We start from the raw sequence: 17,879 nt of genomic DNA, 5'->3' as shown, positions 1-17,879 counted from the left end.
AGGCCGCCTGCGCGGGACCTGCAAGCCTGCCAGACGCCATCACCGCCATGCCCGATCAGCGCTCATCGGATGTGACCCTGCCGCTTCAGAAAAATCTGGATGCGGCGGTAGCCGTAGCGCGGATACTGCGCCGACAGGATGCTCATTGCCGCAAGCACCGGAGCATCCCGCCCGGCCAGCTTCGATTCATAATGCAGCGCCGATCTTGCCACCGACATCAGCGCGCACGCGCCTCGCTCCGATAGCCCCCGCGCCTTCGCGTAGGCAACCTGCTTGCGACGCGCGTGCGCGCTCACCATTTTTTTGCGTTGATCTCCTTCATCACGTCCAATTCGAGATCACGCTCGGCCAGCATCTTCTTGAGTCGTGCATTCTCCTGCTCAAGCTGCTTCAGCCGCTTCACGTCCGCAGCTTCCAGAGCTGCCCAAATGCTGCCGCCAGTTATAGATTGTCTGCTCGCTGATCCCGTGCTTCTTCGCTACCTCCACGACCGGCGTCTTGTCCGCCTCGCGCAGGATCATAACCATCTGCTCTTCCATAAACCGGCTCTTCTTCATGCCTTCCTTTCTCCGTTGGAAGCCATTCTCTCAAGTTTCAACTGGGCCGAAAATCGCCGGGCAGGTCAACTGGGCAAATGTTTGCCGGCGGCATGTTATGCACGGCCCGTACACATGCCGCCGCGGTTAATGGCAGCACCGAACGATACCCCGCTCGTCGGCCACTTGAGAATAGGCCCCTTCCTCGCTTCAGATGCGCTGGTCCTACTGCACAAGAAGCGCTTTGCGCAGGCCCTCGTCGATTCGAGCACGCCTATCCGGGAGCAGCGGCCAGCCCACAAGGCGTCTACTGCTACGCCATACGCATGCGAACCGTGCTGCTGAGCGCGGGCGGCAATTTGGGAGCGTGCACGCGGAGCTAAGACACGTCAGTTCAACGTTTACAACGATCTATACGAAGGGGGACACGGCAAGACAGTACCGTGCGCTCGAGTAGTTTCTCGACGCTGCGTTCGGGGCCACCTCACGTCGATCTGATTAGGCGCCTCCGGCACGGCTTTGGAAGCACACGACAGAGCGAACGCGGAACTTGGAAAGCCAAGCAGAACTCGAAAGTCATTGCGAGCCGCGCCATTTCAGGCCGTACCACGCGCCGTGCCCACTGCCGTGCGGCTCCAGATGACTTCTTTCCACTAAATCGCGGAAGTGTTGCTTCAATGTATTGCGACTGCTACCAGCGAGCTTGATCGCCTCGGCCATCGTGATTTGTCCGTGCTACCGGGCAAACTCGACGATCTGTAAGGACAGCGCAGGCAGACGCCAGCACAGTCTCCTCGCGCTCCACTTCTTCTCAAGCCGTTGCACCTGTTCAGCAAGCGAGCGAAGAAAAAACATCAGCCACCTCTGCCAATACTCTTAATAGTCGCCATCGGCAAGATGGAGCGGTCTGCTGATTTTTCGATGAACCCGGTAGCGCACGTCCTCTGTTTGCGTATTGAATACGCCGCAGCCATACTCCCTCGTAATGCAAACAGATTGAACAGCCACGATGTTTACCTGAATTGAAACGGTCCGAAGAAATCAGGCAGGTCACAGCCACCCTCTCCGACTACTTGGTGCTCACCTGTGACAGCTCCCGAGCGACGGCCCGTATCTTTTCAGCAGCCCGCACAAGACAGTCACCAGTCACATCGAGGCTAAGCCGTTCGCTTTCGCCAACCGGACCGGCCCGCTATGCGTTCGGTTTCCATTCCAAAGTGTAATTGCCTTGCTCTCTTAGCATATGCTGCGATCAAGGCTGCATCCGATAGACGAAATGCTGGCATTCGGTACAGCTTTTTGGGCTGCTGGCATAGCCTACCTTACCTATGCGCTGCTGTCCCATAGCACCTAAACGCGTTGTCCAAAGTTTGGACACGAGCCATGAACCAAGACATTCCAATGCAAGAGGTCGCAAAAAAGGCCCCTACCACCCTGTCCAAACTTTGGACAAGTTAAAACCCGGACTCGCTATCCAAGCAACTTAACGATGAATTTTTTCAGCTCGGCTGCTTTTTCATCAGATAGTGCCCCAACGGCTATCTTAACCACAATGTTCTTATGGTCGCGTGCGAAAGTTCCAACTTTGCTGCCATTTGACATCAAAGGGGTTTTTTGAGCTAGTGAGACACCACCACCGCACGTTCTCGCAATATGACTGGCGACCTTAGTCTGATCCAGCCGTCCTCGCTCTACAAGGGTGATGGCTTGATCGAGCCGCTGAATGAGATCGGGAGCACTCTCACCTTCCTTCAGTACCTTGACGATATCCGCAGCCGCCACGCGACCGAGCAATGCTGGGTTCGCCCGCAACCGCTCCTGGACAAACTCAGGCAGAGCGTGAAACGCTAGATAGCGATAAAGATCCGACCGCTCGATACCCAAGTACTCCGCAAGCTTGGATCGCTGAGGGAACCGATCCATCACTAGCTTAATTCCGAGTGCCGCCTCGAAGTCAGCCAAATCCTCGCGCTGTAAGTTTTCCACAAGCGCAAGTATTGCAGTCTTCGCATCGTCCGCATCAATGACAAGCGCCTCGATCGTCGGGTGGTTCAGCAATTTGACCGCTCGCCAGCGCCTTTCACCAGCAATGAGCTGGTATCCGCCACCTTTACGACGCAGTAGCACCGGTTCCCCTAGCCCGTCAGCGCTAATTGTGGTCGCGAGCTCGCGTATCTTGGCCTCATTAAAGACGGTACGCGGCTGGAACGGATTCGGCTCGATCTTGTCGACCGGAACCATCATGTGCTGACGACCCACGTCAAAATCGCTCGTATGGCTTGCTTCATGGTGCCGCTGGGTGTTCTCAGCCGCCTTCGCCTCAAGCATCGCCTTCAAATTTTTTACTGCCATCTACGCCTCCACAGTTTTCGCCTCGAGACCGAGCATCTTGATAAGCTCGCTCGACAGCTGACGATACTCGCGTGCCACCTTTGACGAGCGGTCCAACGCATGCAAGCTTTGCTGCATGACTGCCGCCTGATTCACCTTCGTGCTCGTCGAAATCTTTACCGGCAAAATCTGTCCGAATGTCTTAACTGCGGTGCTCCCGAGCATTTTACAAACTGTTTGACGCTCATCGTGCTTGAGAAGCAGGGCGCCGAGAAGCTTGAGCGTTGGGTTGACGCGCTTAATCTTTTCTATGTGCTTTAACAAGTCCTCGGCACCGTACAGGCCGTACTGGGAGCCTGACTCAACCGGAACAATGACATGAGTAGCGGCGGCTATAGCGTTACTCGTGAGCAGCTTGAGGCTTGGTGGACAGTCGATCAGGATCACATCGTAGATGCCGTCCGCCGGCTCCAACTTCATACGAAGTTCTTCGCACGGCCGCGGAGTTTGATCTTTCAGTTCATCTTCAGCTTTACCAAGGGCAAGCGACCCGTAGATCAATGAAACACCGTCAATGTGGGTGGTCTCATGAACCGCTCTTGGAAGAATATCGACGCCTCCAAGCAGAAGCTCAGCCGATGTCACCGTCACCGTGCTCGGGTGCTCCTTCCCAAGATGCAGGCTTGCGTTCGCCTGCGGATCCAAATCGACAACGAGAACGTTAAGTCCGTTGCTGGCAAAGCCGTCAGCGAGGTTGATCGTTGTTGTCGTCTTGCCGACACCACCCTTGTGGTTCGTCACGTCAAAAACTTTTGTTTGTTTGAAAAAGGTCATTTCGTGTGCATTACATCTGATTTCCGTGCACAATACATTCGCATTCGGTAGAAGTAAATCCTTGCCTGGTCCAAACTTTGGACACTGTCGCTGTGAGGCGACGGAAACCGCGTGTTTCCGCTGCCGTCTCGAAATCGTGCAGACGTTGAGCACGTTCCACGAGGCCACATATGTTTTAGTTTCGGGAAATGCCGTATTTCAAGTCACATGTGACGCGCGGCCCATATCTGTTCATTTTCAGAAAACCGCGCATAGCTGAACCACCGGGCAGCGCAGGGCGAAGAAGGGCAGTAAAAAAATGGTATCCGTACTTTGCGGTTAAACGAATCAGATTACGCCTTCCTCGATCAACAGCGCTAGCGTCGGTATGTCCACGCGACAGTCTTTCGGCTCGTGTATTGCTGGCAACCATTCGCGCGGTGCCTTCGCGGGCTCGTCAATGACAAGCAGGTTCGAAGACCATCTGCATCGCTCCGTCCGGCGCGCCATCTCGCATCATGTCGTCGATCGTACGTCGCTTCACGCGCCGCTCCACCTTAGACAGGCTGTTCGTCCGCTTGAACACGCCCTTCGCATAGAGAATTTTTGCGCGCAACATCTCAAAGCTGTATCCACGGCCAAGCCGGTTTATCACCCGAACCAGGTATTCAGAAACTCGGTGCAGGCATTCGGTACCAAATGTGAAGTTGACTCGCAAAAACGGACAACTACTTTTTTAAAGAGAAGGTAACGAAATGGGCAAACATCAGAAGCCATACCTGGGAAAATTGCAGGCGCAGATGGTGGCGCTGGTAAAGGCCTGACGTATGCTTAATGAATTGGCATGCGAGTTTAAGCCGACGGCACAGAACCTCATCAACCGGGTCATGCGGGCCGATCGGCACACAGACATGCGCCATGACGGGACGACCACGGCTGAGAGGCAAGAACTAACGCGACTGAGCCGTAATTTCCGCCAACCGGCGATGGAGCGCGACATACTCTCTTACACAGCAGCTTGGTTCGCCCGAGAGACAAAGGCCGCACCGCCGGAAGGGTACCGGCTTATAAAGGTGAACCGGGCACGCTAACCCATTGCCATGGTGACCCCCCAAAAGTCGTTGGGTTCAGAAGTAAAATTTTTCGTTAAAGAAATTCTACGCAATGAAGAAGTCGAGATTCACGGGCACAAGGCCGAAATCGTTTCACAGCACTCGCAAAAAAGACCAACGCTATATCGCCGGCACGAGGTAGCCATGCACGCGATGTCTAACCTAAGCATATCGATTCGGCTAGCATGTAAGGCGTTCGGGATCAGCCAGAGCTGCTATTGGTACGTCGCCCTGCGCAATGCCAAGAACAACAAGATTGCGAACTGGTTGCTGCGACTGACTGGCAACCACCACAACTGGGGCTTCGAACTGTGCTTTCTGTACAACGTAAAGGGTTTCGGCTGGAATCACTGAGGCTACGCCGAAAAATTGGGACATCCAGAAGTATAAAAAATCTGGCATGAGGCAACCGTGACAAACAGAAGGTCATGTTGTGAAGAAAAGCAAGCATGCTGAAGGACAGATTGCATTTGCGTTGAAGCAGGCAAAGCTGGGCGCGCCGATGGCGGAAGTGGTGCCGCAAGATTGGCATCAGCGATGCGGCGTTTTACAACTGGCGGCCTCGGCCCATCGGAGCTACGCTAGTTGAAACAACTCGAAGAGGAAAACGCGAAGCTTAAGCGACTAATGGCAGACCTGTCACTGGACAAAGCCATGTTGCAGGACGAGCCTGTCAGATTTTTAGTGTGCCCAGCTCATGATCATGGCTGCGCGCGCGGGCTCACGTTTGCGGACTGGGCCAACGAGCTGGCACGCCTCGGCGCATTGGCTGCGGCATACGGCCGGCTCGCATCAAGCCAACGTCGGCCTCGATCTGCGCGCGATGCGCGTGACTGCCCGGCATGGATAACTTAAAACCGCATCGATTAGCCCGGCACTTTAGCTCAATAATGGCGCGCTGTTGGCGATCTCCAGTGCCTACGCTTTGCGTAATCTCGCGCCTATTCCCAAACTGGGGGCCATTGGCGAGCAACGTGCACGACGCTCAACACCCGCACCCTGTCGCCGGCCACATCATAAACCACAATGTAATTCCGATGTGCTACTAGCTCACGGGTGCCGGCAGCGCGACCAAGCCGCCCCAGACTGGGATGATCGATTAAAAGTGTGGCTTTTTCCGAAATCAATTCATCGATGGCCAATGCGGCGACCGGGTTATCCGCCTCGATGTAACCATAGATCGCTTCACGATCCTGCATTGCCTCTGGCGTCCAAAATAACTCCATCACTTAGCCGCTTCGATACGGCGACGTGTCGCGGCGCGCCGAGCCGCGAACTTGGCTTCAACCTCGGCGGCCGAAATCAGATTACCGGCCTTCGCCGAAGTCTGGGACTTTTTCACCTTAGCACGCAACCAAGCATCATACTCTGACGCCTCCTTCTGCTGACGCACATAATCGCGCATGAAATCGCGTAGCAGTTGCGCGCCGGTGCGATCTTGGCCTCTGGCCGCCGTCGAAAATTCGTTTTTTAGCGTCTCATCGACTCGAAAAGTAAAGGTTGCCTCGCTCATGATACCCTCTTCTGTATTACTTTAGAGGTGCATTGTAACACATTTTGTGGTACTGGAAACGCACTACCCAGCGGCAATGTTCCCCGGCGTTGACCCGCGAAAGCCTTTTCGCGCACGTCATGCAGCAGCCGGTCAATGGTGGCAGCGCTGATCTGGCTCAGCCGTTGGCGAACCTGCTTCGATAGCTTCAGGTGACCATGCCGTGTCATCGCATCGGTCAGCGTTGGAATGAGCGCTTTCAGTCGTTTGCCGCAGATTCGATCGGCCGCCTCCCACAGCGTGATCAGCGCGGCCCGCACCTGATCGTCGTAGCGTCGCTGGGGCCGGGCTTCGTCCTCGGCGGCACAGGCTCGCGGCACAGCACACGGATGGCGTGCTTGCGGTGATATCCCGTCACCTGGACAAACTCGTCCAGTATTGTGCGCTTCTCGCTCCGATCAGAACGGTGGTACCGCTCGCCGACCGCCTCTATCCATTCCCGTCGTATTGACATGCTGAGCCGCCTCGCCATCAGTCGTCCCCGCCAGCATTCTGACGGGTAACACATTACATGAGGCAACAGGCTCCGCTGGGTAGCAAAAATCTTGAGTCAATGCGCCGGCCAAGATGATTGTCGCTCTCCAAATAGGAGAACGCGAAGCCTAAGCGACTGATGGCAGCCCTGTCGGCTGGACAAAACCATGTTGCAGGACGAGCCTGTCAGATTTTTAGTGTGCTCAGCTCATGATCATGGCTGCGCGCGGGCTCGCGTTTGCGGACTGGGCCAACGAGCTGGCGCGCCTCGGCGCATTGGCTGCGGCATACGGCCGGCTCGCATCAGGCCGACGCCGGCCTTGATGTGCGCGCGGTGTGCAATAACCTCGGGCACGTGTCGCTGACCACGACGAGCCTGTACTTGCACGAAGAAGACACGCGGCACCACGAGACGGTGCGCGGCCATCGAACTGGGGCGACACGGAGCCGGTCAAGCCCCCTGCTCGGCAGCCACAGCGCTGATTGCCGGCGCCCCCTGTTCTTAACAAGATTGCGGCTCACCCAGAGTGGCAACCGACACCAAAAACAGGTTTCGGGGACGAGTTCAACCCATTCCGTCATCACTTTGAGAAACTTCGCCAACCGGTGCGAGCGCTTTTCCTGCCATACTGCCCAGAACGTGCTTAAACGGACATTTCATCGCCAGCGGGGGGCGTCTCAGTGCCCCCTTGTCCAGAAAAGGCAATAAGTCTGCTGGTTGTGCATGGCCGGCCCTGCGGCTGAGGAAAGCCGCGGCTGTTTCAACTGCGCCAATCTTTTCCGCGACCGCGACGGCAATCCACTGATCCAATGACATCCCATCTTCACGCGCGAGTTGCTGCGCAGCCGATTTCACTGAAGCGAGAAGCTTGAGTGGATAAGAGGTTTTACTTATGAACGTATCTCCTTCAGTAATTCGCCAGGGCGTGCAACACGCAGACCAAACCGGCCAGCCGCAGGTAAAAAACCCCGGACGTTATAGGTCACAAGCGTATAGGCTCGATCATTGATCGCGGTTTCCAAGACCATTTCATCGTTTGCGTCGCGATCACGTGTTGCTGACCACTACGAGCCAATACCTACACTAGGAAGAGGACACGCGGCATCGCGAGACGGTGGCTCGTCACAAAATGCACTGGCGCGATGCGCCGCCCATACCGCCCAATGGACAAAACGAGGACGGCCTCATCTCGTAGACTTTTATGCATCGCGCATCGCTCAATACCGCATCGAGAACGACCTAAAAAATAGCTTGAAATTTAGCCCACGATGACTTTGACCGGCTTGCCAACGCGAGCCAGCATGTCTACCAATGTGTCGATCGTGAACTTGCCCGCCTTTTTGTTTACCACGTCCGACACACGAGGCCGCGTAATATGCAATATCTGCGCAGCCTCCGCTTGCTTGAGGTGATGAACGTCGATCCACGACGCGAGCTCGCCCATGAGTTGCTCTTTGAGCGCCAACGTTTGACTGATGAGCGCTTGCGACTTGGGTTGATACCGCTGCGCCTCGTCAGGTGCGAAGCCGAGTTCTACGAACAGATTTGCTCCCGGCTTCGTGACATGCCGGGCACGCGTGTCAACTTTGCTCATCTTTGTCCCTTTCTTTCCCGGACAATCGCCCAATAGCGAGCCGCTGCGATCTCTTTGTCGGGCTTCGGCGTCGCTTGCGTCTTCTTTTGGAAGCAGTGCAACACGTAGATCGCTTCCTCGAACTTCACCACGTACATTACCCGATAAATACCGCTCGCATCCCGGATGCGAATCTCCCGTACCCCTGCGCTCACGTCGTCGAACGGCTTCCAGTCTTCAGGATCCAGCCCCGCTTGAACTCGACCCAGTCGGAAGCCCGCCTCCCGGCGAACCTCAGCCGGGAACTCAAGGATGTCATCGTAGGATGAGCCAATCCAGCGGATTTCTTTCCGGACCTAATTTTATAAACTTTTATACCAATTTCGCTTCCAGTTCAGCCAATAATCCGTGCCCGCTCTTCACTTCGATTCTCTCTTTCCATACACCTGATGCAGCGACCGCGCAGGCTTCGCCACTTCGATCTCTTGCTGCTCTGGCCGCTCCAGGCGCGCCGGGTGCGTCGCCGTGTAAATCTCCTTCAGCTCCCGGATCGCCACCTGTGTGTACGTAGCTGCGCGTGGCCCAGCATTATCTGTACGAACCGCACGTCCGCTCCGTTCTCCAGCATCAGCGTCACCATTGTGTTACGCAGTTTAGATTGTAGTTGGCGCGGTCACGATGAGCTGATTTTTTCGTCCATTGACCAGGACTTGCCGACACCCGTCGGCCCGGTGATCAGGATGCAATGGCCGGCGCTGACCCATTCGCCCAAGGCTAAGCTCATGATCTGCGAGCGCTCGATGCCCCGACTAGCCCGGCTGTCGAGATCTGCCGCATCCCTCGATGCGGAACGCCGCCGCGTTGCGCCGGCTACGGCGCATGACGATCTCGCGCACAAACTCGTCGTAAGCCGCGCGATTGATCCTGAAGCCTGGTGCTCCGGTGTGCAGTCCGTTCGTGCGCCACCTGACGCATCTGCTGTCGCCCGAAACGGGTGGATGGTGGCAGGGCGGTCGGTCCCGCCCGGCATACACGGCTTGCGGCTACGCCGCGTTCTCGGCCACCTTGGACAGCGCAACGTCAGCCTCGCCTGGCTGAGCACCGTGATCGCGCATCCGGCGGTGGGCAACCCAGTCGCCGCATTCAATGGGCGTGCGCCCTACCGTCGAGGCGGCATCGACAGGATAGAACTGGCACGGCAACAGCCTGCCGTTGAGCTGAACTTGAATCAGGTTGCGCTGAAACTCGCGCGGATGGTGCGGAAATACCTCCTCGATCTTATCCAACACCGGTAACAGCGCCTCGTCGATCTCGAACACGTCGCCGTAGACCTCACCGGCCGCTGTATCGGGCACCAAGCCCGGATACGCGCCGAGGTCGTACAGCGTGCCCTTCACGCTGCCTCGGCCAAGCCAGCGCGGCTGCACGGTGCCGCTTCGTTGGGCGGCACGGCCAATATCGTTGGCCTCGTTCTCACGCAGTGTTCCGTAGACAAAGACGTTCAGCATAATGGTCTCTCTCGCTCAAGTTAGCTTCGTGGTAGAGATGAGGACGCCATCCGCCTCCCCGTAGATCTCTCCCCCCGGATCGTGACACTAGGGAGCGCGACGGCAACGTCCCGTTCGCCGATGCCCCAATTTTGGGCTGCGCTGTGTAGTGCACCGCGAGCGCGCGAATGCCGACTTCGCATGCGTCCAACTCGCGTGTGTCCCGCACCGTGCCGTAAACAAGGATGCCAGCGCAGCCATTTTTCTCGGCGAGCATGCCGAGGTTGCCGCCGACGAGCGCGCAACGCACACTGCTGCTGCCGTCGACCACCAGCACCCACCCCTCCCCTTTTCCTCCAGCGCCGCGCATACCAGCATGTTGTCTTCGAACACCTTCAGCGTCGATGCCGGCCCGGCGAACGTGCTCGCCCGCCCGAAGGCGCGGAAAACCGACGCCAGCACACGCAGCATGCCGGTAGCCAAGCTGTCTTCATGGGCATCGCACAGATCTGGGGTGGCGAACGTTGTCACCGTATCTCCTGGAATAAGAGCGGCCCGATGCCGCTTGCACGCCATGGGCTTTCACCAGCACGGGCGCACGGCCGGGCCGCTCGCCCCCTAGCATAGTGCGCGGGCCGCGACAGTGAAGGCATCCAGGCGGATGAAGCTAAAAAACAGCCACTCAACGCATGAATCGGCCGGCCAGTGCCGGTGCGTGTCCGCGTATGGTATAAGCGTCACCCAGCCACCATCATGACACCATTTATCAGCGAGCCAAATTGCTGCGAAACTGCGCCATTATTTCATTTTGTTTGTGCCGTTGTCAGTGCCATGCTCTTTGCCGACACCCCGGCCCTCGTGATGACCGATATCCCGCCACATCACGTGCCGACCCGCGATCATCCGATCCGGATCAGGTCCCGGCCCATGCCGGCCGGCCATGGTTTTGCGGGCCATACGCATCCGTGGGCGCAACTGGCTTACTCGAATCGGGGCTGGGCAGTACCTTGGGCGCGAACCAAGCAATGTACCGTACGCTATATTAAGCGACTGTCCAACGATATCCCGCTCCTACCGGTCGTGGCCCCAAACTGCCTTGGTAGCATGCAAAAAAACCCGACCGCGTTTCGCGAGGATAAGCCGGATGGAAAAAAAGCCCAGGCGGGGTGCCTGGGCATGCCGCCCGTCGCCGGACGGTGGAGGTTACTGCAATCAATGTTATTAAGCGCGCGGACCGTCGGCCGGTTGCGCTCGGCCGCTTACTGGCCGAAGTAGACCAAGTTGATCTCGTTTGCCGGTTCATGCGACGGCACGGCGGCATTGCCTGCACCACTGCTCGAAGCCCCAGTCGCGAGGCCCCCGGCTGACGACGTTTGCTGTGCGGACAGGCGAGCTTCTGCCGCCTGGATATCGGCCGGGTAATACGGGCTTGCGAAACCCGGCTGATAGCCAGCCTTTTCGAGCTGGACCAACTCGGCCTGCACTTGGGCTCGGTTCAATGGTGCATTCGACTGAGCAAAGGAAGTAATCGGCGCAGCGAGGACCGTAGCAGCCACAGCAGCATAGAATATGGACTTATCATGAACCTCCGGACTGTTATTGAGGTATCCCATCGAATTGCTTGAGACGACAGTTGCAGTCTAGAGATTAATATTACTAGGGTAAATGCCTATTTTTGAGACACTGAATTAGTTTTTTCGAAACAATTTCAGGATGCATCACCTCAATTAGGCTGCCTAAACATTTTCAGCGCATCAATCTATTTTGCGCAGCGTCACTTGTACTTCGATATCCTGATACAGATGAACGGTCTGCTCGCCGACCGCCGTGAGCGTGCAGCCTCCACCCCGTTGTCCGCCGTGCCCTGAAACGGTCGCCGGGGACTTCAGCGACTGATTCAACTCGTCGAGCAGCAGCCATGCACGCCGATAGGACATGGCTTGATCATGCACGCCAGCATACACGAGCCACTTGCCGTGGGCGAGGTACGGCTGTTGGCGAAGGCTGGGCCATAGACGTTGTGATGTATCCCGCGCGTGAGGTGTCCCGCTTGCGACGTGGCCCTTATCCGACGTGCCGAGGACTTGGCCGCGAGCGGGTTCGCTGCCGGCCGTCGCTTTACGTTCGAATCTGCGCGCCGCGTACCTTCAGCAGCTCGCGCAGAATGCTGCGGTGGCAACGGCTTTCGTCCTCGCAATAGCAGCCGATCGAGAAATTTGTCGACTTGGAAAGCGCGGCGAGCACGTCCAGCACCTTGCTAGCGTCACCACTGTTCATGGCGGCACGAAAGCTACGGGCAAACGCGTTCCATTCGGTTTGACTGCGCGCCGATTTCGCCTGCGTCACGCCGTCTGCGTCCGGTGACAAGATCGGCAACCACACGTCGTAGTAGTTACATCGGGCAAATTCGGCCTTGGGCACGCCGCGTGGCGGCCTGCGCACCGTGCCGATGCGCAAGCCCTCATCATCGGCGCGCGGCGATCCCAACTGCACGATCCGTATGCTCATCGCTCACTCCTGTTGCGTCAGTGCGTCATCTCGTGCCCCACAAACGCGTCAATGGGCCGTGGACCCCTCCCAACGGATCACTATTCGGCACCGCCAGCGAGCGCATGGCCTGCACCGCAGCATCCGACAATGGTCCTCGGCAGATGTCCCACTGCTGCCCGGCCGGATAAGCGCCGACCACCACCAGATCCTCGCTGGCCGACAGGCAGCAGTGGGCTGTGCCCGCTGGCAGCACGAGCACGTCGCCGCGCTCCAGTTGCACCTTGCGTGCGCCGGGGCCGCCCAACTCGACGCTGGCCACGCCCTGCGCGATGCCCAGCGCCTCGTGTGCGGTCGAGTGAAAGTGCGGGAAATCGTAGATACCGTCACGCCATCGCGGTGGCCAGCCATAGCGGGCAAAGGTGGCCTCGAAACGCGTCGCCAAGTCGTACTCGTATGGACTGAGTCCTGCGCGGTATAGCAACACCGGCAGGCGGTCGTTGTTCGGTACCCAGTCGTTCGGTGGCAACATGAACGCTTCGGGCGTGGGCACAGGAGCGTACGACACGCCGGGCGGACGCGCCGAAGTTGCGCCGCTGCGGCGGACATGGCTTTCGCCCTCGGCGCCGAAGCCGCGCGGCGCGCGGCGTAAGTAGAAAAGACGTGGCATAACGGTGCTCCTTCGAGTCTTCGTCCGATCCGGTTTTTCTATTGATCGCGCATTGCCAGCGCAGATGCACGGTTCGTACCAGGTCGCGGCGCCCTAGCCAGCGCGGCCTGCATGAGCGACCTTGCACGTTGGACTGCAAAATCTTGCGTTCACTGGCACAATCGCCTGCTGGGCCGATCTGCACCGGCCTCGCACGACGCCCATCGCGCCGCAGCGAGCACAGCGCCGCCTACCATGCAACGTCTATGATGCGCTTTTCTGCATTCCATCGCTTGTGGATTATCACCGCGGCACGCCACAGCGCGGCATCCTGGAACATCCTCGGTTCGTCGCCACTGCCGGCAGCTCGCATCGGCGCTGCTCGGTCGAGCCATGCCAACAAAGCGGCGTTGCGGCTCGAGCGGCTGGCGGTCGTCGACGATCCGCATTCTCGCCGGCTACTCGGACTGGTCAGGCGCAGCGACCTGCTCAAGCTGTCACTGGCGCTTTTCGACGAAGAGCTGCGTCGCCAGCGTTTCCGCCGTCCGCCGCTGCGCTTCATGCCGCATCCGCGCCGGGGCCGCGAGGCACGACCTCGTTGATACCGGCGCGAAGGCGCGGCGACCGCGGCGCATCTCAGACAGGCGCTATACGCCGCATTGCCATCGAGGCGTGCCACGATGGCATGAAGTTGGCTTCAGACGTCGATGACCGAACGACGCGGCGCCCGTCACGGTCCGCTAGCGTGGTGACGTGCCGAACAACGCCGCGATGCGCTGCTTGAGCATCGGCAGCACTTGCTCGGCGAACCACGGGTGGCGCTTAAGCCATAATTGGTTGCGCGGCGACGGATGCGGCAGCGGCACATACGAGGGGGCGTACTCGGCCCACGCGCGGACCGTCTCGGTCAGCGACGACTTACGCCGTGCGCCGAGGAAATGGCGCTGCGCATATTGTCCAACTAACAGGGTCAACTCAATCCGTGGCAAATGGGACAGTAGCTGTTCAAGCCACAATTGCGCGCATTCCGGTCGCGGGGGGTTGTCCCCGCTCGCACCCCGACCCGGGTAGCAGAAGCCCATCGGAATGATCGCGACGCGAGATACATCGTAGAATTCGGCCTCGGTCATGTCGAGCCAGCCCCGCAACCGCTTGCCGCTGGCGTCGTTCCATGGCACCCCGGACGCATGGACTTTTGCCCCCGGCGCCTGGCCGACGATCAACAGACGCGCCTCGCGGCTGGCCCTGACCACCGGCCGCGCGCCGGCCGGCAACTGCGCATCACAGACACGGCATGCGCGTACGTCGCGCAGCAACATGTCCAGAGACGCATATCGGGAATGGGGCTGCACAAGCTTCATACTGCTTCAACACACATTACACCAGACCAGCGGGCAGCATACACCCGCGGCAAGCCCGGCGCCATCGCCGCGCGCCGCGGCAACGGTGCCCAAGAAACACGGCGCCCTGGGGCTCGTGGAGTGAGTACCCGGGTACGTATATTGCAGCTTTCGTTGCGACACTCGTCAAAGGAGAACTCGCGATGAAACGACACGTTGTCTACCTGCTATTTGCCACGTTTATGGCCGCGCTGACCACTGGCATTGAAGGATGTAAGCGCGCCGACAATTCCGGGGCCACGCCCGGCGGCACGGGCAGCACGGACAGGCCGGCGTCCGGGGCCAGCTATTAGCCCACGGTTGCCGCAGTCAGCAGCGTGCACTTCGGGCCACCGCGGACGGCCCGCCATCATCGGGTTGGCGCGCGCCGCCGCGGCTGTGCAGCCGATGTGTGTCGGCATCACCATTGCACGCGCGCGTCCCGTACCCACGGCGCCGCGGACAGATAGGCTGCGATGTCCGTGAGCGCAGCATCTGGTATGTCGCGAAAGTTCAGTTCCAGTACGTCGATGGCGAGTTTGCGGTTGCAGCGGATCCGACTCTGCGTAACGTGGCTGGCATAGGCGCCTAACGCTGCCCATACGGCAATGATCCGCAACTCGCCTGTCGATGCGCGTACTGTGAGCCGTACCGTGGCGGGCTGCGGCGCACGTGCGTGGCTACCCTGCCAGGCCGCGTCGCGCAGCGTAGCAGCAACCGACGTGCGAGCGTGCTCGACGCCGGTATCTCGTGAATTCAAGCCGTTGTTCATCTCCCTACCTTCGTGGTCCCAGACTGCGGAAAAACTACATCGCCCTGGAAGTGAAATGGCACGGGTGTTGGCGTGGTCCCCCACAATCGATACTGTACCCGCCACCATGCTGTTTCAAAGCGCCAATCCGGACGCCACGGTTCGACGCGACGCGTCAAGCACGGAGGCAGACGCAATATCCGTACCGGCTTGCCGCTCGCAGCGCGCGGCCCGCGACGGACACCCTGCGACCGCCCCCGTGCGCGCCCCCTCCCGCCTTGCGACTGCGGCTGCCACCCTGCGACTTGTGGCATGCAGCGCGCGCCTATAGGTTACGGAGGCGCTCAGGTACGTGAACACGGTCATCTTCGCACCGTGGACATGCCTGGCCGAGGGGTGCGTCAATCCACATTTGCCAGTTTTCCAGTCCATCACGGCAACGGTCGAATCAATTCCGGTCTGGGTCGCCACACTTGCTCACCGTGTCGCGGACCCACTTCTTGTCGGCATCAATGTCGTACAGGGGGATGACGCGCTTCGTGAGCGCATCGTAGAACACATCGCCGTTGATACTGCGCGCGTAGTAGCCGCGCGCCGCCTGTTCGAACGCCGCGGTGTTGTACCAGCCCCCGGTGCCCAACTTCGCCGTGCTGCCGGCCCGCTCCATAAACACGCCGACGGTGGCGGCACCCCACCGAACGAGGCGACGATGCGCGAAGCGAGGCCATAGCCGATCGACGCGCTTAGCACCAGTGTCCGCGTCGGGCCACTGCTGAGCAGTCGGTGCCGGGTCACGTAGTCGATTTACTCAAGCACGTTGGCCGCCCAGCCTGCCGGATGCGTGGTGACGCAAAAGCGGCCCCGCATGCGCGGTTGAATGATCATGGGCTCCCTTGGACGATGCACTGGGCCTGCAGATCGCTGCGCAGTCGTGCGTCGCGGACCGTTGGCAGCAGCGCCATGATTGGCACGGCCGTCAAGTCGTTGATTACGGCGCTCCAGTACAGCGCCCTGATCGGATCGAAACGTGTAAACGTCAGGCGCGACCCCAACCAGTATCGCAACAGCGATGACCCCATAGAATGGCTTTGCGAGCCTGACATCCAATGCCAGACTGTTGCGCCATCTCAGCGTGCCCGCCACCGCATATGCCGCCGAGCCCGCTAGCACGGGTAACGCGAGCAACCCCGTGCCGACGATGCCCAGGCTGAATAGCGCGAAGGCGAGGTCGCCGACGGCAGCGGTGGAGAGCAGTATTCGTGCCGATGTCGATTGTCGCGCCGTTAGCGGGGATGACTGGCTGCCCACTACTACTAAGCCAGGCCAACAGCGTCGAGCGCCCTACGTGCGATCGACGCCGCCGTCGTCGCTACGCTTTAGAGCATCACGGATTTCACGCAGCAGTAGGATATCCTCGGGCGGCGGCGCAGGAGCGACAGGCGTCTGCTCAACCTTATGCGCATCCAACCTGCGCAACTCGTTCACCGCCTTGACGAGCAAGAAGACGATCACCGCCAGGATCAGAAAATTCAATACCACTGTAATGAATGCCCCGTAGCCAAACACCGCGACGCCTGCCGCCTGCAGATCTTTGTACGAGTCGGGATTGCCCCTGAACGTGGCAGGAACGTGTCCGATACGGATGAACTTGTTTGAAAAATCCAGCCCGCCCGTCACAGCGCCGATGACTGGCATGATCAAATCCTTAACCACCGAATTGACAATCGTTGAGAACGCGCCGCCGATGATCACACCAACGGCCAGGTCCATCACGTTGCCTTTGATCGCGAACTGCTTGAATTCTTGGATGAATTGGGCCATCTCGTACTCCGGAATATATCCCGGGCGCTCAAGCGATCCGCGTGCCCGGCTCGGTCGACCTGCGTCAGTGAATCTTCGGATACGGATCAACTTGACGGCAACTGTCCCCACCCAGGCATTCCCGGCGCCTCAACCGGCTTCGCATGCTGAAGCACGATCACACTGTGCTCGTCCACGGACAGCGCGTCGCTATTGATACGGGCGGCCATGTCGTTGTAGTCGCGGAATACGACGGCCGACCCCGTATGCACGAGCAGCCTTGGATCGGCGGCACCGGTTTTGATGACGGCGCCGTCGGGCGCCAGGTTGCCGCTCGACGTCACGCATTACACGCGAATGCAGAATGCAAGGTCCAAAGCGCTTCCTTCCTCCGCTTGTATTGCTTCGCATGCGCATAGCGGCTGATCTGACTCGCCAGACGCGACGCTTCGCGGTTGTAGTCCTACTGCAACTTCAGCCCGTGCCGGGCCGCGGCTTTCACCAGATGCTCCCCGCAACGTTCAAGAAGGCGCAAATCGGTGAGATGCGCAATTGCCTTTCCATCACCGTCGTATCGACGATCACCCGCCTCAGGCTCGATGATTAGGCATTACACTGACCACTTGGCGCCTCAACTCAAAATAAAAACCCTTACGATAAATATAAACAAGAAAGGTGAACGTTTGTACCCAAGCAATGATGCCACCTGTTATTCCATTGCCAACTGCACCAAGCGTTGGCAAACCAAATACACTATACATTAACACGTATCCAATTGGACCTGCCAGCACAAATCCAATCAAATTAAATTAAATTTGAAAGTTTGCCGCGCCATTGACAGCCCTTCAAATAGTCATCGACAAGCGTCTAAAATACCAAGCGCAGGCCAAGCAATGCATATAGCATATAGCATATAGCATATAGCATATAGAAA

At 58.7% G+C, this 17,879-nt stretch carries 21 protein-coding genes and 13 pseudogenes; 7 read left to right on the top strand and 27 right to left on the bottom strand.

Features of this window, described 5'->3' with window-relative positions; genetic code table 11:
- Positions 1-42 precede the first annotated feature (42 nt).
- The 5 genes and pseudogenes from B0O95_RS12355 to B0O95_RS16150 all read right to left on the bottom strand — a co-directional run.
- Positions 43-557, bottom strand: a pseudogene (locus B0O95_RS12355) (transposase); the annotation flags it as partial.
- Between the two features lie 555 nt (positions 558-1,112).
- Positions 1,113-1,256 (bottom strand): hypothetical protein, encoded by a 144-nt coding sequence (locus B0O95_RS16155; protein WP_199180507.1) that lies wholly within the window; start codon positions 1,254-1,256, stop codon positions 1,113-1,115.
- A 750-nt stretch (positions 1,257-2,006) separates the two neighbouring features.
- The gene (locus tag B0O95_RS12345) at positions 2,007-2,888 is read right to left on the bottom strand and encodes a ParB/RepB/Spo0J family partition protein (RefSeq protein ID WP_104078138.1); all 882 of its coding nucleotides are present in this window, start codon (positions 2,886-2,888) and stop codon (positions 2,007-2,009) included.
- On the bottom strand, positions 2,889-3,701 hold the full coding sequence (locus B0O95_RS12340; protein ID WP_104078137.1) for a ParA family protein: 813 nt from the start codon (positions 3,699-3,701) through the stop codon (positions 2,889-2,891). It lies immediately after the preceding gene.
- Between the two features lie 436 nt (positions 3,702-4,137).
- Positions 4,138-4,299: a hypothetical protein gene (locus B0O95_RS16150; RefSeq protein WP_199180506.1), complete on the bottom strand. Its 162-nt coding sequence runs from the start codon at positions 4,297-4,299 to the stop codon at positions 4,138-4,140.
- Positions 4,300-4,933: 634 nt separating this feature from the next.
- Between B0O95_RS16150 and B0O95_RS15615 the strand changes: the two are divergent.
- The 3 pseudogenes from B0O95_RS15615 to B0O95_RS12320 form a co-directional block, all read left to right on the top strand.
- Positions 4,934-5,143: pseudogene (locus B0O95_RS15615) on the top strand (IS3 family transposase); the annotation flags it as partial.
- Positions 5,144-5,225: 82 nt separating this feature from the next.
- Positions 5,226-5,458, top strand: a pseudogene (locus B0O95_RS12325) (transposase); the annotation flags it as partial.
- A gap of 45 nt (positions 5,459-5,503) precedes the next feature.
- Positions 5,504-5,636: pseudogene (locus tag B0O95_RS12320) on the top strand (tyrosine-type recombinase/integrase); the annotation flags it as partial.
- A 97-nt stretch (positions 5,637-5,733) separates the two neighbouring features.
- Here the strand turns inward: B0O95_RS12320 and B0O95_RS12315 are convergent.
- Genes B0O95_RS12315 through B0O95_RS16640 form a run of 3 tightly spaced genes read right to left on the bottom strand, consistent with a single transcriptional unit; the run spans position 5,734 to position 6,604 of the window.
- A complete protein-coding gene (locus tag B0O95_RS12315) occupies positions 5,734-6,018 on the bottom strand; it encodes a type II toxin-antitoxin system RelE/ParE family toxin (protein WP_104078134.1) in 285 nt (94 codons plus the stop codon).
- On the bottom strand, positions 6,018-6,305 hold the full coding sequence (locus tag B0O95_RS12310; RefSeq protein WP_104078133.1) for a CopG family ribbon-helix-helix protein: 288 nt from the start codon (positions 6,303-6,305) through the stop codon (positions 6,018-6,020). The genes B0O95_RS12315 and B0O95_RS12310 overlap by 1 nt, the downstream gene beginning before the upstream one ends.
- Complete coding sequence (locus B0O95_RS16640) at positions 6,302-6,604, bottom strand: hypothetical protein (protein WP_233203343.1); 303 nt, start codon at positions 6,602-6,604, stop codon at positions 6,302-6,304. Before B0O95_RS16640 ends, B0O95_RS12310 begins: the two co-directional genes overlap by 4 nt.
- Before the next feature lie 452 nt (positions 6,605-7,056).
- Between B0O95_RS16640 and B0O95_RS17280 the strand changes: the two are divergent.
- Positions 7,057-7,155: pseudogene (locus tag B0O95_RS17280) on the top strand (hypothetical protein); the annotation flags it as partial.
- 228 nt (positions 7,156-7,383) lie between these two features.
- On the opposite strand, the gene B0O95_RS16145 reads toward B0O95_RS17280, so the two are convergent.
- The 7 genes and pseudogenes from B0O95_RS16145 to rraA all read right to left on the bottom strand — a co-directional run bounded on the left by B0O95_RS16145 (position 7,384) and on the right by rraA (position 10,455).
- The gene (locus B0O95_RS16145) at positions 7,384-7,629 is read right to left on the bottom strand and encodes a hypothetical protein (protein ID WP_233203342.1); all 246 of its coding nucleotides are present in this window, start codon (positions 7,627-7,629) and stop codon (positions 7,384-7,386) included.
- Between the two features lie 448 nt (positions 7,630-8,077).
- Complete coding sequence (locus tag B0O95_RS12285; protein ID WP_104078132.1) at positions 8,078-8,413, bottom strand: helix-turn-helix domain-containing protein; 336 nt, start codon at positions 8,411-8,413, stop codon at positions 8,078-8,080.
- Positions 8,410-8,736, bottom strand: coding sequence for a type II toxin-antitoxin system RelE/ParE family toxin (locus B0O95_RS12280; RefSeq protein ID WP_104078131.1), 327 nt, complete (start codon positions 8,734-8,736; stop codon positions 8,410-8,412). The genes B0O95_RS12285 and B0O95_RS12280 overlap by 4 nt, the downstream gene beginning before the upstream one ends.
- Positions 8,737-8,930: 194 nt before the next feature.
- Entirely contained in the window at positions 8,931-9,020 is a 90-nt protein-coding gene (locus tag B0O95_RS17275; RefSeq protein WP_416171943.1) for a hypothetical protein, read from the bottom strand.
- A 45-nt stretch (positions 9,021-9,065) separates the two neighbouring features.
- Entirely contained in the window at positions 9,066-9,176 is a 111-nt protein-coding gene (locus B0O95_RS16635; RefSeq protein WP_233203341.1) for an ATP-binding protein, read from the bottom strand.
- A gap of 259 nt (positions 9,177-9,435) precedes the next feature.
- Positions 9,436-9,900 (bottom strand): gamma-glutamylcyclotransferase family protein, encoded by a 465-nt coding sequence (locus B0O95_RS12265; RefSeq protein WP_104078130.1) that lies wholly within the window; start codon positions 9,898-9,900, stop codon positions 9,436-9,438.
- Between the two features lie 15 nt (positions 9,901-9,915).
- A pseudogene (gene rraA, locus B0O95_RS12260) lies at positions 9,916-10,455 on the bottom strand (ribonuclease E activity regulator RraA).
- Between the two features lie 255 nt (positions 10,456-10,710).
- Here rraA and B0O95_RS16630 point away from each other — a divergent pair.
- Positions 10,711-10,896, top strand: a pseudogene (locus tag B0O95_RS16630) (AraC family transcriptional regulator); the annotation flags it as partial.
- Between the two features lie 242 nt (positions 10,897-11,138).
- Here B0O95_RS16630 and B0O95_RS12250 read toward each other — a convergent pair.
- The 4 genes and pseudogenes from B0O95_RS12250 to B0O95_RS12235 form a co-directional block, all read right to left on the bottom strand.
- Positions 11,139-11,492 (bottom strand): DUF4148 domain-containing protein, encoded by a 354-nt coding sequence (locus B0O95_RS12250; RefSeq protein ID WP_104078129.1) that lies wholly within the window; start codon positions 11,490-11,492, stop codon positions 11,139-11,141.
- 141 nt (positions 11,493-11,633) lie between these two features.
- Positions 11,634-11,819 (bottom strand): annotated as a pseudogene (locus B0O95_RS12245) (hypothetical protein); the annotation flags it as partial.
- Between the two features lie 178 nt (positions 11,820-11,997).
- Entirely contained in the window at positions 11,998-12,387 is a 390-nt protein-coding gene (locus B0O95_RS12240; RefSeq protein ID WP_104078128.1) for a DUF488 domain-containing protein, read from the bottom strand.
- Between the two features lie 25 nt (positions 12,388-12,412).
- Entirely contained in the window at positions 12,413-13,036 is a 624-nt protein-coding gene (locus B0O95_RS12235; RefSeq protein WP_104078127.1) for a cupin domain-containing protein, read from the bottom strand.
- A 392-nt stretch (positions 13,037-13,428) separates the two neighbouring features.
- Between B0O95_RS12235 and B0O95_RS16625 the strand changes: the two are divergent.
- Positions 13,429-13,617, top strand: a pseudogene (locus B0O95_RS16625) (hypothetical protein); the annotation flags it as partial.
- Between the two features lie 138 nt (positions 13,618-13,755).
- Here the strand turns inward: B0O95_RS16625 and B0O95_RS12220 are convergent.
- A complete protein-coding gene (locus tag B0O95_RS12220; protein WP_104078126.1) occupies positions 13,756-14,376 on the bottom strand; it encodes a uracil-DNA glycosylase family protein in 621 nt (206 codons plus the stop codon).
- 182 nt (positions 14,377-14,558) lie between these two features.
- Here B0O95_RS12220 and B0O95_RS15890 point away from each other — a divergent pair, with 182 nt between their 5' ends.
- Positions 14,559-14,708, top strand: a complete 150-nt coding sequence (locus tag B0O95_RS15890; protein ID WP_158249493.1) for a hypothetical protein — start codon at positions 14,559-14,561, stop codon at positions 14,706-14,708.
- 107 nt (positions 14,709-14,815) lie between these two features.
- On the opposite strand, the gene B0O95_RS12215 is transcribed toward B0O95_RS15890, so the two are convergent.
- From B0O95_RS12215 to B0O95_RS12190, 7 genes and pseudogenes are all read right to left on the bottom strand, one after another.
- On the bottom strand, positions 14,816-15,166 hold the full coding sequence (locus B0O95_RS12215; protein ID WP_104078125.1) for a hypothetical protein: 351 nt from the start codon (positions 15,164-15,166) through the stop codon (positions 14,816-14,818).
- A gap of 427 nt (positions 15,167-15,593) precedes the next feature.
- Positions 15,594-15,812, bottom strand: coding sequence for a hypothetical protein (locus B0O95_RS16620; RefSeq protein ID WP_233203340.1), 219 nt, complete (start codon positions 15,810-15,812; stop codon positions 15,594-15,596).
- 77 nt (positions 15,813-15,889) lie between these two features.
- Positions 15,890-15,940, bottom strand: a pseudogene (locus tag B0O95_RS17075) (hypothetical protein); the annotation flags it as partial.
- An 86-nt stretch (positions 15,941-16,026) separates the two neighbouring features.
- Positions 16,027-16,378 (bottom strand): annotated as a pseudogene (locus tag B0O95_RS16610) (divalent metal cation transporter); the annotation flags it as partial.
- Positions 16,379-16,486: 108 nt separating this feature from the next.
- Positions 16,487-16,966, bottom strand: coding sequence for a large conductance mechanosensitive channel protein MscL (gene mscL / locus B0O95_RS12200; RefSeq protein WP_104078124.1), 480 nt, complete (start codon positions 16,964-16,966; stop codon positions 16,487-16,489).
- Positions 16,967-17,061: 95 nt separating this feature from the next.
- Positions 17,062-17,277: pseudogene (locus B0O95_RS12195) on the bottom strand (dihydroxy-acid dehydratase); the annotation flags it as partial.
- Positions 17,273-17,548, bottom strand: a pseudogene (locus B0O95_RS12190) (IS5/IS1182 family transposase); the annotation flags it as partial. The pseudogenes B0O95_RS12190 and B0O95_RS12195, both read right to left, overlap by 5 nt.
- Between the last annotated feature and the right edge of the window lie 331 nt (positions 17,549-17,879).

Source organism: Mycetohabitans endofungorum, assembly GCF_002927045.1.
Classification (GTDB): Bacteria; Pseudomonadota; Gammaproteobacteria; order Burkholderiales; family Burkholderiaceae; genus Mycetohabitans; species Mycetohabitans endofungorum.
This window is presented reverse-complemented; position numbering and strand designations above follow the sequence as displayed.